This window comes from Rhodococcus sp. NPDC058639 (genome assembly GCF_042717545.1).
GTDB lineage: Bacteria > Actinomycetota > Actinomycetes > Mycobacteriales > Mycobacteriaceae > Rhodococcus.
This window is the reverse complement of record NZ_JBHXRF010000009.1, coordinates 83,318-98,287: the sequence shown is the minus strand read 5'-3', so window position 1 is coordinate 98,287 and position 14,970 is coordinate 83,318. Positions and strand designations below refer to the sequence as shown.

The window sequence follows — 14,970 nt, the reverse complement described above, 5'->3', positions numbered from 1 at the left end:
TCCACCTCTCACCGCTGAGGTACACGCAGCATCGCGCACGCGATGTCGAGGACTTCGGTTTCGAATGTCGTCAGGTCCGGTGCGGCGCCGCTGTCCTCGGCGCGCTCCCAGGTGGCGAACGAGCCGATGACGAAGCGCACCATCAGCCCTACCCGGCGTCGGGCAGCGCCATCGGGAAGGTCGAGCCTTTCCGCGATCCGGATCAGAAGAGCGGTCAGCACGTCGAGGGACTCATCGCTGGGGTAGTAGTCGGCTCCGACGTTGTCCGGCCCGGGAACGGTGAGAAACTCGAGCGGTGCGGCAGCGAGCCACTGCTCGTTGAAACGTGCCCAGTAGCTCGGGTTACCCCGAGCGACCTCTGTGGCGATCGGGTGGACGTACGCGTATACGAGGCGCTCGATCGCGGGTGGCGCGTCGAGTTCGGCGACTTCCACGAGTGTGGCGCGCTCGATGTTGATCCGCGGCGCATGTCGGCTCCAAACCGCGTCGAGCAGGCCGTGCCACGATCCGAAGTGGTACGTAATCGCCGAGTTGTTCCGCTGACCCGCGGCTTTGGTGAGTTCGCGCGCGGACGTCCCGTGAATTCCCTTGAGGGCGACCAGTTTCTCCGCCGCGTCCAGAAGAGCGAGGCGACCTGTTGACACTGCCATCCCCCTACTGTACTAAGAAGCTCACCTCAAGTATTAATACGTTCTTCTTAGGGAGCTCCATGAACGACTCCTCCACCCGTTCCGTCCTCGTGGCCTTCGTGCTCGCCTCGATGCTGGGCCTCGCGGGGTGTGCGAACGACGAATCCGCGGAAGGAGGTGAGCTCTCGCCCGGGTCGCTGGTCACCCACCGGGCGCTGGCCACCGCTGCGGCGCTGCCGAGCGCGGTACGCACCGAGTTGATCACCTACGTGTCCGAAGACGCCGCCGGACAACCGGTCCTGGTGTCCGGCACTGTCGCGATGCCGCGAGGCGATGCGCCGGAAGGCGGATGGCCGGTTGTCAGCTGGGCACACGGGACGACGGGCGTCGGTGACGCGTGCGCTCCGTCGGCCGACACGGCAGGCGGACCCGCACACAGTTACGTCTCGAGAGCGGGGGCGATGCTCGATCGCTGGGTCGCCGACGGGTACGTCGTGGTCCAGACCGATTACGAAGGGCTCGGTACGCCCGGTGGGCATCCCTACATGAACGGCGAGAGCGCACGGAATTCGGTCGTCGACATCGTGCGTGCGGCACGTGAACTCGATGCCGGCGTCGGAACTCGGTGGACCGTGATGGGGCACAGTCAAGGTGGGCACGCCGCCTTGTTCACAGCTGCCGGTGGTCTTGACCGCGCTCCGGAACTCGAACTGCAAGCGGCGGTCGTGCTCGCGCCCGGAAGCAGAACCAGCGACGTCGCGGGATTCTTCGCGTCCGGCGGCCCGGGGATCGAGCAGGCGTTGAGTTTCCTGCCGGTCCTTCTGCTGGGTGCGGAGGCGGCCGACCCGAGCCTGTCGGCCGACGCGATGCTCACCGACTCCGCACGCCCGTTGCTTGCCGCGGCCCGCACCGGGTGCATGGACGATGTGCGTGCGGTGGCTGAAACGGTTCCCGTAGACAGCCTGTTCGCGCCGGATGCCGAGATGAGCCGTATCGGGGAGTATTACGCGACCCAGGAACTCGAGTCACTCACGCCGGCCGTGCCGACACTGGTCGTGCAGGGCACCGCAGATGTCCTCGTCTCCCGGGCCGCCACCGACCGGATCACCGAAGCGTTGTGCGGCAACGGTGCCGCACTGACCTACAGCGTCTACGACGGTGTGGACCATCGGGGTGTGCTGGAGGAATCGTTCCCCGAGGCGAAGGCTTTCGTCGACAAGGTGCGGACCGGAGAAGCTTCCCAGCCGACCTGTGGCTGAGGCTCACAACGTTGGTAGCTTTCTGCCCGCTCAGCGGGCAGAAAGCTACCAACGTTCCGTCACCCGAGACGCGCGACAGCCAGGTCCCGGATCTCGTTCGACTTGATCTTCGCGCTGCCCGTCAAACTGATCTCGTCCTCGTCGAAGAACAGCACTTCGCGCGGAACCTTGTAGCTCGCGAGTCGCTCCCGCAGGTACGACCGGATCCCGTCGACATCGAGGTCCGCGCCGGAATGCGCCACGATGCACGAGACGACGACCTCACCGAGCGTGTCGTGCGGAACGCCGACGGTGCGGGCGACCTTCACCCCGGGATGCGCGACGAGTGCCTCGTCCACCTCGAGCGGTGACACATTCGCGCCGCCGGTCTTGATGATGTCGGTGAGCCGGCCTTCCCAGAACAACCGGCCCGCCTCGTCGACGTAGCCGCCGTCTCCGGTGTGGAAGAACCCGTTGTCGTCGAGCGTCTCGCTGAGAGGTGTACCGACGTATCCGAGCATCAGGGTCGGGCTCTTGACGCAGATTTCGCCCCGCTCGCCGCGTGGCAGGACTGCGCCGGTCAGCGGTTCGACTATCTCGATCGTCACGCCGGGCAGTGGTTCGCCACTGCTTCCGGCAGCGACCTCGGCCGGGGTGTTGGCGGGGTAACACGCGCTGATCGTGAACGTTTCGGTGTTGCCGTACGCGTGCCCCGGTTCGTACCACTCCGCCGTCACCGTGGGATGCCGCGCGACCGGGGTGTTGAAATCGACGTAGAGCAGACTGCTCAGATCCGCACCGTCCCAGTTGGGTGCGCCCACGAGTTGTGCCCACTGGTGCGGCCAGGCGAACGGGAAGTTCACCCGTTCCTTCTCGATGAGGTCGAGTGCTTCCACGGGGTCGAACGTGGGTTGCAGCACCAGGCAGCCGCCACTGGCGAGGGTGTTGCCCAACGCCATTGCGAAGTTGCCGGACCAGAAGTAGCCGTTGGCCGTCCAGCATCGGATGTTGTGTTCCGGTGCGAATCGGTACATCCGCCGGAAGCGCCACATCTGGATACTCACGCCGCGGTGGGCACTGAGAATTCCCTTCGGCTTGCTCGTCGAACCCGAAGAGAAGAACAGCACGGCGACGTCACTGGGCCGCACAGCCGCCGCGGAGGCTTCCACCAATGCGCGCGGCTGCGCCTGACCGTGGGCCAGGAATTCCTCCCACGACGGAACCGACGCGACTCCGTCGGGGGATCCGACCATGGCGACGTAGCGCAGAAACGGGTACTTCGCCGACTGCACCACGCCGGACGTCGTGGTGCCGATCTGCGGTTCCAGACCGGCCAGGGCGGCGGCGAAATCCGTTTTGAGGACGGTGCGCTCGAACAGCAGAACCGACACCCCCGATGTCTCGAGCATGTAGTCGAGTTCGGCCGGGGTCGAGAAAGTGCTCAAGGTGACGGCGACCCCTCCCGCGAGGGAGGTGCCGAACACCGCCGCGATCCATTCGGGCCGGTTCGTCATCAACACGCCGACGCGGCCGTCCTTGGTGAGTCCGACGCCGCGCAGTGCCCGTGCCACTTCGATGGCGCGTTCCCACAGGTCGGCATAGGTCCAGCGTGTGGTGCCGTCCGCGTCGTGCATCACGAGCGCTTCACGGTCGCTGTACAACTCTGTCACTTCGCGCAGGAAACCGGGCAGGGTGAGGGCACCCAGACCGGGCTCTTCACTCAGCGGAGGTCCCGACACGATCGAAACGGACTCCACCACTTCCGTTTTCGTTTCAGTGCTCATGATGACTCCCTTGTCTACGGTGCCGTCAGAGCGGCAGCTCGACCTCGGCGGTGGAGGAGACGAGGACGTTGCCGTCCTGATTGGTCAGGCGCAGCTTGACCTGGACGAGAGGCACACCCCACGTGGTGTCGGTCTCCTTGCCGACGACCTCGGCGTCGAAGTACGTCACGTCGCCCTCGAAGGCCGGGCCGCGGAAGTCCGACTTGATGTGGCGCACCATGCCTTCGTGCCCTGCCCAGTTGGCCAGGAAGTCGGTGCACCACGCGCCCATGGTCGCGCCGTAGCCGTAGGCCCGGGCCATGCCGACCTCGCCGGCCTTCTCGGCGTCGATGTGACCGCGCGACGGGCCCACGTACAAACCGTCCCGCTTGCGCGGGTCGATCATGGCGCCTTCTTCGTCGAAGCCGAAGCCTTCGACCCAGCCCGGATCCTGGTTGATCCACGGATCCTCGACGCCCTCCGGTGCCACCCATTCGAAGGTGCCCCAGATGTTGAAGAGGAACGCCCGGTATTCGGTGGTGAACGTGGCGATGCTGTGCGGTCCGATCACGCGGCGGGGGAGGGTGTCTCCGACCTTGACCTCGTCGAAGTGCGGTGACGTGCCCGCCCAGTTGGACAACAGCCATTCGTGGCGCAGGGCCTCGATCTCGAGGAGTTCCTCGTTGGTCCACTTCTTGATCTCGCCGAGCTGATTCTCGTACATGCCACGCTTGGTGGCTTCCGCCGAGAGATAGCGGATCGCAGTGGAACGTTCACGGGCGACCAGGGCGCCGTGCTGATTGGTGTGCGTGGTGTCGCCACGCGAGAACATCGTGGGACCCGCGAACTTCGTTTCCGTGACCTTGTAGTCGTGGAAGCGGCGATCCTGGAAGAGCTTGTCGCCGGGGCGGACCGGGACGCCGTAGAACCACCATTCCTCGCCACCGAAGATCAGGTGGCTGTTCGGGATGTAGCCGACGCACGCGGGTGCGGCGCCGTGCCCGAAGTCGAGAGCCACCGCGATGGACTGGGGCGCGACCAGGCCTCCGAACTTGGATTCGCGCGCGAACGTCTCGTTCCAGTGCAGGGGGTTGGGATTGTCCATCGCCATGGCCCACCGCCGAATGTCGGACGTACTGCACGGATCCCAGAGTTGCCCGCCGCCGACCGGCTTGCCGACGCGGTGTTCGACGTCGGACAGGTCCAGTCCCACGGTTCCCGGCGCTGAGGACTTCTTGCTCATCTGTGCTCCCGATTATCGATTGACGTCGACGACGATGCGCCCGCGCACCGTGCCGTCCATGAGGTGGTCCGCCGCGGTGATCGCTTCTTTCAGCGACACTTCCCGGGCGATGGCGTCGAGTGCGTTCGCGTCGAGATCGCGGGACAGGCGAGCCCACGCGGTCACACGTCGCTCGCGCGGCGCCATCACGCTGTCGATCCCGAGCAGGGACACGCCGCGCAGGATGAACGGCGCGACCGAGGCCGGGAAATCCATGCCCTGCGCCAGTCCGCATGCGGCGACGGCACCGCCGTAACGTGTTTGCGCACACGCGTTCGCGAGCGTATGGCTGCCGGCCGTATCGACGACGCCGGCCCAGCGTTCCTTCTGCATCGGCTTGCCGGGCCCGGACAGGTCCGCGCGGTCGATGACGGTGGACGCGCCGAGTTGCTGGAGGTAGTCGGCTTCGGACGTCTTTCCGGTCGCGGCCGCCACGGTGAATCCGGCCTTGGTCAGCAGCGCGATCGCGACACTGCCCACACCGCCTGTCGCGCCGGTGACGAGAACTTCTCCTTGATCCGGGGTGATACCGAAGTTCAGGAGGGCCTCCACGCACAGGCTCGCGGTGTAGCCGGCGGTGCCGATCGCCATCGCTTGCCGGGCCGTGAATTCGTCGGGCAGGGGGACGAGCCAGTCTCCGTCGAGTCGCGCCCGCTGAGCCAGTCCACCCCAATGGGTTTCGCCGACTCCCCAGCCGTTGAGGACGACCCGGTCTCCCGGCGACCACTCTGCGTGGGCGCTGTCGGTGACGACGCCCGCGAGGTCGATTCCGGGGACCATCGGGAACTTGCGCACCACCGGGGATTTGCCGGTAATCGCCAGTGCGTCCTTGAAATTCAGCGTGGAATATTCCACATCGATGGTGACGTCGCCGTCGGGGAGATCGCTGTCCTCGAGGTTCTTCAGGGTTACCGTCTGGCCGGCGTCGCCCTTTTCGATCACTAGTGCCGAAAACATCTGTAGAGACTTCCTTCCTTGGTCCGCCCGTGGTGCGTTCGGACGTTGCACTCCGACCGCACCGTACTTCAATCATTACAAGGATGGCAATACTTGAATGTTCGGGCTGGACCGGTGATACTCCCTGTGATCGTCGTCACGATGCATCGCGTTCGAGTGTGGGAGTCGTTTCTGGGCGGCGAGAGCCGTCACGCGCCGAAATCACCCGATTTCCTGCTCACCGACCCGCGCACCGTGTGCCTCATCCCGGCTGTTCCATCTCCATCGAGAGGTCCCCATGTTCCGACACAGACGTTTCCTGCCCGCGGTAGCCGCGGCATGCGCCGCGGCGCTGCTGCTGACCTCGTGTGGCGAGTCGAGTTCCGACGCAGGCGCGTCGACCACCGAGGCCGGTGACCCGGTCGCGGGTGGCTCCCTCACCGTCCTGCAGACCGGCGAGCCACGTTCGCTCGATCCTGCGGCCCTGACCAACTATTGGGCGTTCCAGCCCACCCTCGGCAACGCGCTGTACGGGACATTGATGATCAACGATGTCGAGTCGCTCGACATCGAGTACAAGATGGCCACCGACTTCTCGACCACCGACGGCGGAGCCACGTTCACTCTGAAACTCCAGCCCGACCTCGTGTTCACGGACGGCACCCCGCTCGATGCTGCTGCGGTGAAGTTCAACTGGGATCGCCTCGTCGATCCGGCCCTGGGCTCGACATCCGGCCGGTGGGCGGCCCAGATTGCCGAGACGCGTGTCGAAGACCCGACCACGCTGCAGGTCACGATGAGATCCCCCAACCCGCACTACGCGCAGTCCATCGTGGGAAGTTCGCTGAACTGGATCGCGTCGCCGGCCGCTTTGGCGAAGGGTCCGGGCGAGTTCGATGCGAACCCCGTCGGTGCGGGTCCCTTCACCCTGACATCGTGGACGCGCCAGGATGCGATCGAACTGGCCAAGAATCCCGACTACTGGGATGCGCCCAAGCCGTATCTGGACACTCTCACCATCCGGACCGTGAGTGACACGAACCAGCGCGTGAACGCGATGACGACCGGTGCCGCAGATCTGGCGTCCGAAACGAACTGGGCGAGTCTGAACAAGGTCGAAGCCGCAGGGCTGAACACCGAGGTCGTCCCGACAGGTGGCGGGCAGTTCGTGGGCATGAACTTCGCACGCGCTCCCTTCGACGACGCCCGTGCACGCCGGGCGGTGTCCCTCGCCGTAGACCTCGACGCGATCAACACGGCCGTCTACAACGACGAAGGTCAGATCCCCGGGACTCTCTTCGAGGAGAGCTCACAGTTCTTCAGTGACATCCCGCTCAAGGAAACCGACCCGGCGGCCGCGCAGAAACTGTTCGACGAGTTGGCCGCTGAAGGCAAGCCCGTCTCGTTCACATTCCTGTCCTACCCGACGACGGAGAGCCGCACACTCGGCGAGGCACTGCAGGCGCAGCTGAGCGCGTTCCAGAACGTCGAGGCGAAGGTGGACGTCGTCGACTACGCCCAGGCGACTGCACGCACCGGCGCACGCGACTTCGACATGCTTATTTCGTCGGCCGTCATCCAGGATCCCGACAACCCGCTGTGGCTGGCCTTCCACAAGGACTCGTCCGGCAACACGGTCGGCGTCGACGACGCGGAACTCAACGCAGCACTGGACGCCGGCCGCATCGGTGTGACCGTCGAAGAGCGTACGGCGGCCTACAAAACGGTCCAGGAGCGCCTGGTCGAGCTGAACCCGGGCATCTGGTACTACCGCGCTGTGCCCGCCGTCGTGTGGGGCAAGAACGTGCAGGGAGTGGACGTGTACGCCCTCGGATCGCCGTTGCCCGAGGAGATCTGGGTCACCGACTAGTCCCGATCGCCACCGCACCCGCGGAGAAACTATGACAGGAATACCAGAGTGACAGTGAGCTGGCGAACAATGCCACGTGTTGCTGGTGGCCTTCGTGTCGCTCACGGTTGTCGCGGGTTGCGGTGGCGCGACGGGTCGGGAAACGAAGGGGCCGGGTCGGAGACGGCCGTGCGCGGAGCGAACTGTGATGGCGGTCAACGTCGACGGTCAAACGCCGAGGGCGAGGAGTTCGTGCCGGAGATGGCCGTCGTTCGAGTCGGAGGACGGCATCACCGTGTCTCGTGGGGCATCAACGGTGGTGAGCGTTGCGATTACGGTATGCGAACGGTTCCAGTATCGATCCCTTCCTGGATCTGCTGGATGCATACCTCGCGGGTCTGTCCGGATTTGGCCATACACGTCTGGACGAACGATTCGTCTTCGGTCGGGTAGGGACGCTTCGTCGTGGTCGGGATTGCGTTCGGGTCCGGCAGGATTGCCCCGGACGGGGTCCGGCACACTGTCCCGTCGCACACTCGCGAGTTCGCTGCAACTTCGGCGGCGAGCACGTGGTCGTGTTGTGACTGGCAGTGGTTGGAATACCCGGTCACCGAGCCGTCCGACCAATATGTCTCGATCGGCCCGAGCCCGATCTGGCACGAGACGATGTACGGCTCGGCGACGGTCTCCACTGTGGAAGGCTCGACAGCTGCAGGAGCGACCGCCTCCGGCGTAGGTTCGGTCGCCGTGACTTCCACGCGGGTCGGCGCCACCGTCGTTGTGCTGCTGATGGCGGTAAAACTCGACGTGCTCGGTGCAGTCTCGCCCTGGCTACTACACGCCGTCGCCGTAAAGGCGGCGAGAGCCACGGCACACGCCAATGTCTTCACAGTCGACTACACCGGTTCCGGCAGCACGGTTGTTACAAGCACAGGACCGGTCCCGACTGCATATCTCCCGGCGGGCCGCGTAGGCGCCGAGCTACCGGAACCGGAGCTGCAGCATCAGAACTACCCTGGGGACGGCATCGGCCGCATGTCCAGGGCCCGCGGAGTGCAAGTGCGCGCCGGACATTCTGCGGCAGGCAGACAGCCGGCAGTGTTTCTCAGCGGCCGGACCCGTCGACGAGGCGGTCGGGGGCCGGCGTCCGTACCGGGTAGCCGGAAGATCAGCGCGCCGTCCACCCGCCGTCCACGACGATGGTCTGGCCGGTGACGTAGCTACCGGCGTCACCGGCGAGCCACACAATCGCGCCGACGATGTCGTCGGCGGTTCCGTCCTTCGGGAGCGGAGTGTTTCTCCGCAGGTATTCGGAGGCGCGTTCACTGTCGTAGAGCGGCCCGGTGATCTCGCTGCGAAAGAACCCGGGCGCCACCGTGTTCACCCGGATCGAGTGTCGCGCCCACTGGACGGCGAGCTCGGCCGTCAGACCGGACAGCCCGAGTTTGCTTGCTGCGTAGGAGGCCTGGGGGATACCGGGGACCCCCACTCGTCCACTGATGGACGAGACGTTCACGATGGCGCCGCGCCCGGCAGCGCGCATGTGCGGGAACACGTCCTGTGCGAGCCGGAACGGCGCCAGCAGGTTGAGGTCGAGGGTACGGCGCATCGCGTCGAGCGGTTCCGACTCGGCCCGCTCCTCCGTGAACATGCTTCCGGCTGCGTTCACGAGGATTTCGGGAGGCCCGAGCCTCTCGGCCACGGCAGGCACGACTTGTCCGATCGCGTCGAGATCGGTCAGATCGGCGGCCACCGCGAAGCCGCCGATTCGTTCGGCGAGTTCTTCGAGCCGGTCTTTCCGGCGGGCCACGACGGCAACCTCGGCGCCCAGGCCCGCGAGGGTTTCCGCGACGGTCGCACCGAGTCCGGAGGACGCGCCGGTCACGATCGCCACCCGGCCTTCCAGGCCGAACATTCGTGTGACGATCTCGTTGTTCAACGCCACGGGGCGCTCCTCGGGTTCGGGGGTGGATCGATGTACGAGCAGAGTGTCACGTCGGGTCCGGCACGGACCGCTGGTGCGCGTCGACGAGTTCGCACAACCCGGCACGCTGGATCTTGCCCATGGCGTTGACGGGCAGGGAGTCGATCCGGCTCCAGATCTCCGGGACCTTGTACGGGGAGAGTTCACGTCGGCACAATTCGGTGAGCGCGTCGAAATCCGGTTCTTTTCCGGAACTTTCGACGACCGCGGCGACACGCTGGCCGAGCCGGTCGTCCGGCACCGGGTACACCGCGACTTTCGCGACGTCCGGATGGGTGGCGATGACCCGCTCGACCTCGAGCGGATAGACGTTCGCTCCGCCCCGGATGATGACGAGTTTCTTACGGTCGACGACGGTGAGCCAGCCGTCGGCGTCCACGGTCCCGATGTCGCCGGTCGGGACGGTTCCGGGTTCCGGTGCCCGGATGTTCCCGTCCTCGAGGTAGCCGAGCATCGGCGTCCACGCGTGTGCCCAGCGTCCGGTGGTCATGCCGGTCAGCCGCAGCTCACCCGGCTCACCGGGAGGAAGGCGACGACCCTCGTCGTCGTACGCGGCGACGTCGTACTGGGGCAGTACCTGTCCGCTCGTTCCGGGCCGCCATGTGGTGCCCGCCGGGTCGATGGACACGACGGTAGGTGCTTCCGTCAGGCCGTAGGTGACGCGCGGTATCAGCCCGTGTGCGTCGGCGAAGGATCGGCGCAGACCGTCGGGGGTGTCGCTGCCGCCGCTCCACACCTCGCGCAGCGAACCGAGATCCAGGTCGGGTCGCGCGGCGAGATCGTAGAGCTGGGCCGGGGCGCCGTTCCATACGGTGACGCGACGCGAGGATATCCAGTGTGCGACACCCTCGAGGTCGCGCCGGTTCATGATCACGGCGCACCCGCCTGCCTGCGCGGTGAGCAGGGTGGAGAGCACCATGAGATTGAGGATCGTCAGCGGGAAGCTGTCTCCCTTCCGGAGTTCCCGGCCCCAGCCCCGGGTGGCGACCAGCACCGCTCCGGGCAGGAGAAGGTTGCGCTGGCTGTGCACGATGGCTTTCGGTGTCCCGGAAGTTCCGCTGGTGAAGGCGATTCCGGCAGGCTGATCGAGATCGTGGGCGAGGGGCGGGCACTCGTGGCCGGCCGCGAGGAGTTCGGCCCAGCGATCGGGACCGACACACCGCGACCCGCCGGCCTTGTACTGGGGTCCGGCGAGCACCACGGTCGGCGCGCAGATGTCGTGCAGGTTCTGTTGCTCTGCGGCGGAGAGCGCTTCGCCGACGCCTGCCCAGACCGCGCCGACGCGTTGCGCTCCGTGGAAGGCCGCGACGATGTCGAGGTCGTTGGGCAGGCACGCCGCCACCCGGTCGCCGGGCCGGACGCCGAGGCTCCACAATGCCCCCGCGGCGCGTCGGGCCTGATCGTCGAGTTGGGCGTACGACCACACTCCCGAGGCGGCCTCGATCGCCGGTGCGTCCGGGTGGGACGAAAGGGCTGCGTCGAGCACCGTGTCGATCGTGCCCGAGAGGGCGCTGGTTCTGTCCACCACCCAGTCATACCACTATCCTTGTAAAGATTCATCTGATAGTTTTGCGCCGTTCCCGGAAGGCCCGCGCGCCGGGGAATCCGACCCGACGCAGCAGCGAGGTTCTGTCGATGAAACACCGAGGTCCCCTGTCAGGAGTGCGAGTCGTCGACCTGACGGCGATGGTGATGGGTCCGTACTGCACCCAGATCATGGCCGACATGGGGGCGGACGTAGTCAAGATCGAACCGCCGGCGGGCGACAACACCCGCTACATCTCGGTCGGTCCCGAGCCCGGGATGGGCGGTGTCTTCGTCAACGTCAACCGCGGCAAACGAAGCGTCGTGCTGGATCTGCGCACCGACGAGGGCGCGTCGACGCTCCGGGAGTTGATCGTCGACGCCGATGTGTTCATCCACTCGATGCGTGCGACCGCCGTAGCGGGTCTCGGATTCGGGTACGACGAGGTCGCGGCACTCAACCCGTCGATCGTCTACACCAACTGTTACGGATACGGGCGCGGCGGACCCGACTCGAACCTCACGGCCTACGACGACACGATCCAGGCGGAATGTGGCTTGCCGTCGGTACAGGAGCAGTTGACCGGCGAGGCGGGGTACGTGGGCACGATCATCGCCGACAAGGTCGCCGGGATGACGGCGCTCTACGCCACGATGATGGCACTGTTCCATCGTGAACGGACCGGAGAGGGCCAGGAAGTCGAAGTAGCCATGTTCGAAACCATGGCGGCCTTCATGCTCGTCGAGCACGGCAACGGCGCGATGTTCACGCCGCCGTTGGGCCCCGCTGTCTACCCGCGCGTCGTCGCGAGGAACCGAAAGCCCTACCGCACCAAGGACGGCCAAATCTCGGCGCTCGTCTACAACGACAAGCAATGGGCGGCATTCGTCGACGCCGTGAAACCGGAATGGGCCGGCGAGCACTTCGCGACTCTCGAACAGCGGGCGCGACGGATCGACGAGGTCTACGAACTGCTCGGCACGACTTTCGAGGAGCGCACGACGCAGGAATGGCTCGATCTCCTGCGTTCTCGCGATATCCCCGCCGCTCCGGTGCGGACACTCGACGAACTGTTCGACAATCCACATCTCGAACAGACCGGCTTCTTCGACGAGGTCGACTCGCCGTACGGACCGATCCGTTATCCCGGGCCGCCCACCTGGTTCTCGCGTACACCCGGACGGATCGCGGGACCGGCGCCCCGGCTCGGTGCCGATACCGCCGACGTCATCGAGCAACTCCGGCGCGTCACCGAACCATGTTCGCGTGCAGGGGATTCCGATTCGAACGGCGCCCGCGGAACGGAAGAGCCATGACACAGGTCCGTACCGACGCGGCGATCGATGTCCGCGAGTTCCTCCGCCGGGGCGACCACATCGTTGTCGGCCAGGCGTGCGGTGAACCGTCGAGCGTGCTCGAGGCGCTGATCGCGCAGGGTCGCGACGTCGGCGATCTGACGGTGTTCGTCGCGACCAGCTTCTCGGGAATCTTCACTCCCGAATCAGCCGAGAGTTTTGCACTGTCCAGTATGGGCGCCATCGGTGCCCTGAGGTCGATGAGCAAGGCGCATCGCCTCGACGTGATTCCGTGCCACGTCAGTCAGGTCGGCCCCATGATCGAGGCCGGGATCATCGGTTGCGACGTGGCATTCGTGCAGGTCGGTCCCGCCGACGGCGACGGCAACCACAGTTTCGGTCTTGTCAGCGACTATGTGCAGGCCGCCGTCGCGCGGGCGCGGGTAGTGGTCGCAGAGATCAACGATCAGGTGCCGTTCACCTTCGGCGAAATGCTCCCGGAGTCGAGAATCGATTACGCGGTGCACGTCTCGCGCCCACCCGTGCAGGTTCCGCCGGGAAGGATCGGCGAGACCGACGAAGCGATCGCCCGGCACGCCGCCGAGTACATCGGTGACGGTGCGGTCCTGCAGATGGGGGTCGGCGCTGTCCCGGACGCCGTCCTGCGCCTGCTCTCCGACCGCAGGGATCTCGGGGTGCACTCCGGCATGCTGGGCGACGGACTCGTCGATCTCGTCGAGTCGGGCGCACTCACCAACGCGCGCAAGAAGATCGACAGAGGGGTGTCGATCACCGGCGCCCTGATCGGCACCGCGCGGCTTTACGATTTCGCACACCGCAACCGGAAGATCCGGATGTGCACGACCTCGTATACCCACGACGCCGGCGTGCTGGCGCAGTTGGAGAACCTGGTGACGATCAACTCCGCAATGGAGGTGGACCTGACCGGGCAGGTCAACGCGGAACAGAGCGGGTCCGCGTACCTGGGCGGCACGGGTGGGCAGGTGGATTTCGTGCGTGCGGGCGCACGTTCGCCGGGAGGCCACGCCATCATGGCGCTGCCGGCGACCGCGAAGAGCGGCACCGTCAGCCGGATCACCGCTGGGCTCTCGGGCCCGGTCACCACCGCGAGAAGCGAGGTGGACGTCGTCGTCACCGAATTCGGGGCCGCAGAACTGCGTGGACAGACCCTCGCCGAGCGAAGCCGACGGTTGATAGCCATCGCCCACCCCGACTTCCGTGAGGCGCTCGACCGCGAGGCACACGTGATCCGACAGAGAGGTTTCTGATGAGCGGAGTTGTCCGATGACCGGGGATCCGACGAACGCCGCGGTGCTGTTCGATGCCCGGGACGACGGCATCGCCGTCATCACGTTGAACCGGCCGGAGACGCGCAACTGTCTCACCGCGGAGGTGCGCGCGGGGTTGTACGCCGCATGGGACCGCTTCGAGAATGATCCCGACCTGCGGGTCGCCGTCCTCACCGCAGCAGGGGACAAGGCGTTCTGTGCGGGCGGCGATCTCAAGGAGATGGTCGAGACGGGGATGACGGTTCCGCCCCGCACGCTGATACCGGTCCCGTACGACACCGTCGAACTGTCGAAGCCCACGATCGCGGCGGTCAACGGGGCTGCGTTCGGCGGGGGCTGGCTGATCGCGCAGTCGTGCGACCTGTGCGTGGCGAGTACCGGTGCGACGTTCGCGGTGACAGAAGTGAAGGTGGGCAGGAGCTCACCGTGGGCTTCTCCACTGATCCACATGATCCCGCAGCGGATCATGATGGAGATCCTGCTGACCGGAAAGCCGATCACCGCACAGCGGGCCTACGAGATCGGGTTGGTCAACAGGCTCGCCGAGCCCGGCGACCTCCTCGCGGTGGCACTCGACCTGGCGGGCGAGATCCTTGCCGGCGCACCCCTGTCGGTCCGCGCGGCGCGGGAGACGGTGATGCTCTCGACGGAGATGGGACGCTCGGCTGCGCTGGTGGCCGCCCGGCACGCGTCCGAGCTTTGTTACAACAGCGAGGACGCGCAGGAAGGGCCGAGGGCATTCGCGGCCAAACGTGCGCCCCAGTGGCGGGGCCGCTGATTCTGCCCAGTGGCGGGCCGCTGAGTCTGAACACAGTGGCGGGAGATGCAGGGACCACGACGGCGAGGGCCCGCCCGGATCGCTCCGGGCGGGCCCTCGCCGTTCGACAGTGGTGTTACCGCATGCGACGGCGACTGACGATGTCGCGCACGAGGATGAACACGATCACCGCAGCGAAACCGATGAGGTACAGGTCCTCGACGCGGCCGGTGTGGTTGCCGATCATCATCAGGAGAAGGAACGCGGCGAAAATCCAGCCTGCGGCACGGAACACGCGCGGTGCTTCACCGCTCCAGCCCCACTCCGCCGAGGGCACCTCCGCCACCGTTCTGTCATGAATGGACTCCAGCTCGGTACCGGCCACCGTTTCCTCCTGCTTGC

13 protein-coding genes are annotated in these 14,970 nt (G+C 66.2%); 5 read left to right on the top strand and 8 right to left on the bottom strand.

The genetic code is table 11. The features are described 5' to 3' along the window. Positions 1 to 8 precede the first annotated feature (8 nt). Positions 9 to 650 carry a TetR/AcrR family transcriptional regulator gene (locus ACFWU2_RS18460; protein WP_378609091.1) on the bottom strand — a complete coding sequence of 214 codons (642 nt, stop codon included), beginning with the start codon at positions 648 to 650 and terminating at the stop codon, positions 9 to 11. A gap of 59 nt (positions 651 to 709) precedes the next feature. On the opposite strand from ACFWU2_RS18460, the gene ACFWU2_RS18455 reads away from it, so the two are divergent. Then, positions 710 to 1,888, top strand: a complete 1,179-nt coding sequence (locus tag ACFWU2_RS18455; protein WP_378609088.1) for an alpha/beta hydrolase family protein — start codon at positions 710 to 712, stop codon at positions 1,886 to 1,888. 59 nt (positions 1,889 to 1,947) lie between these two features. Here the strand turns inward: ACFWU2_RS18455 and ACFWU2_RS18450 are convergent, their stop codons facing one another. From ACFWU2_RS18450 to ACFWU2_RS18440, 3 genes are read right to left on the bottom strand one after another with little or no spacing between them, the layout of a single operon-like run. Beyond that, entirely contained in the window at positions 1,948 to 3,651 is a 1,704-nt protein-coding gene (locus ACFWU2_RS18450) for an AMP-binding protein (RefSeq protein ID WP_378609085.1), read from the bottom strand. Positions 3,652 to 3,676: 25 nt separating this feature from the next. Beyond that, positions 3,677 to 4,873 (bottom strand): MaoC family dehydratase N-terminal domain-containing protein, encoded by a 1,197-nt coding sequence (locus tag ACFWU2_RS18445; RefSeq protein ID WP_378609078.1) that lies wholly within the window; start codon positions 4,871 to 4,873, stop codon positions 3,677 to 3,679. 12 nt (positions 4,874 to 4,885) lie between these two features. After that, positions 4,886 to 5,869 (bottom strand): MDR family oxidoreductase, encoded by a 984-nt coding sequence (locus tag ACFWU2_RS18440; protein ID WP_378609076.1) that lies wholly within the window; start codon positions 5,867 to 5,869, stop codon positions 4,886 to 4,888. Between the two features lie 277 nt (positions 5,870 to 6,146). Here ACFWU2_RS18440 and ACFWU2_RS18435 point away from each other — a divergent pair, with 277 nt between their 5' ends. Next, positions 6,147 to 7,718 (top strand): ABC transporter substrate-binding protein, encoded by a 1,572-nt coding sequence (locus ACFWU2_RS18435; protein ID WP_378609073.1) that lies wholly within the window; start codon positions 6,147 to 6,149, stop codon positions 7,716 to 7,718. 311 nt (positions 7,719 to 8,029) lie between these two features. Here the strand turns inward: ACFWU2_RS18435 and ACFWU2_RS18430 are convergent, their stop codons facing one another. The 3 genes from ACFWU2_RS18430 to ACFWU2_RS18420 form a co-directional block, all read right to left on the bottom strand. Continuing rightward, positions 8,030 to 8,389, bottom strand: a complete 360-nt coding sequence (locus tag ACFWU2_RS18430; protein ID WP_378609070.1) for a hypothetical protein — start codon at positions 8,387 to 8,389, stop codon at positions 8,030 to 8,032. A 476-nt stretch (positions 8,390 to 8,865) separates the two neighbouring features. Beyond that, complete coding sequence (locus ACFWU2_RS18425; protein ID WP_378609052.1) at positions 8,866 to 9,642, bottom strand: SDR family NAD(P)-dependent oxidoreductase; 777 nt, start codon at positions 9,640 to 9,642, stop codon at positions 8,866 to 8,868. Between the two features lie 46 nt (positions 9,643 to 9,688). Further along, a complete protein-coding gene (locus ACFWU2_RS18420; protein ID WP_378609049.1) occupies positions 9,689 to 11,206 on the bottom strand; it encodes a class I adenylate-forming enzyme family protein in 1,518 nt (505 codons plus the stop codon). A 110-nt stretch (positions 11,207 to 11,316) separates the two neighbouring features. Here ACFWU2_RS18420 and ACFWU2_RS18415 point away from each other — a divergent pair, with 110 nt between their 5' ends. From ACFWU2_RS18415 to ACFWU2_RS18405, 3 genes are read left to right on the top strand one after another with little or no spacing between them, the layout of a single operon-like run. Next, the gene (locus tag ACFWU2_RS18415) at positions 11,317 to 12,522 is read left to right on the top strand and encodes a CaiB/BaiF CoA transferase family protein (RefSeq protein WP_378609046.1); all 1,206 of its coding nucleotides are present in this window, start codon (positions 11,317 to 11,319) and stop codon (positions 12,520 to 12,522) included. Beyond that, the gene (locus tag ACFWU2_RS18410) at positions 12,519 to 13,790 is read left to right on the top strand and encodes an acetyl-CoA hydrolase/transferase family protein (RefSeq protein ID WP_378609043.1); all 1,272 of its coding nucleotides are present in this window, start codon (positions 12,519 to 12,521) and stop codon (positions 13,788 to 13,790) included. The genes ACFWU2_RS18415 and ACFWU2_RS18410 overlap by 4 nt, the downstream gene beginning before the upstream one ends. Positions 13,791 to 13,806: 16 nt before the next feature. Then, on the top strand, positions 13,807 to 14,589 hold the full coding sequence (locus ACFWU2_RS18405; RefSeq protein ID WP_378609040.1) for an enoyl-CoA hydratase/isomerase family protein: 783 nt from the start codon (positions 13,807 to 13,809) through the stop codon (positions 14,587 to 14,589). A 115-nt stretch (positions 14,590 to 14,704) separates the two neighbouring features. On the opposite strand, the gene ACFWU2_RS18400 is transcribed toward ACFWU2_RS18405, so the two are convergent. Beyond that, positions 14,705 to 14,953, bottom strand: a complete 249-nt coding sequence (locus ACFWU2_RS18400) for a DUF2631 domain-containing protein (protein ID WP_378528274.1) — start codon at positions 14,951 to 14,953, stop codon at positions 14,705 to 14,707. Positions 14,954 to 14,970 lie beyond the last annotated feature (17 nt).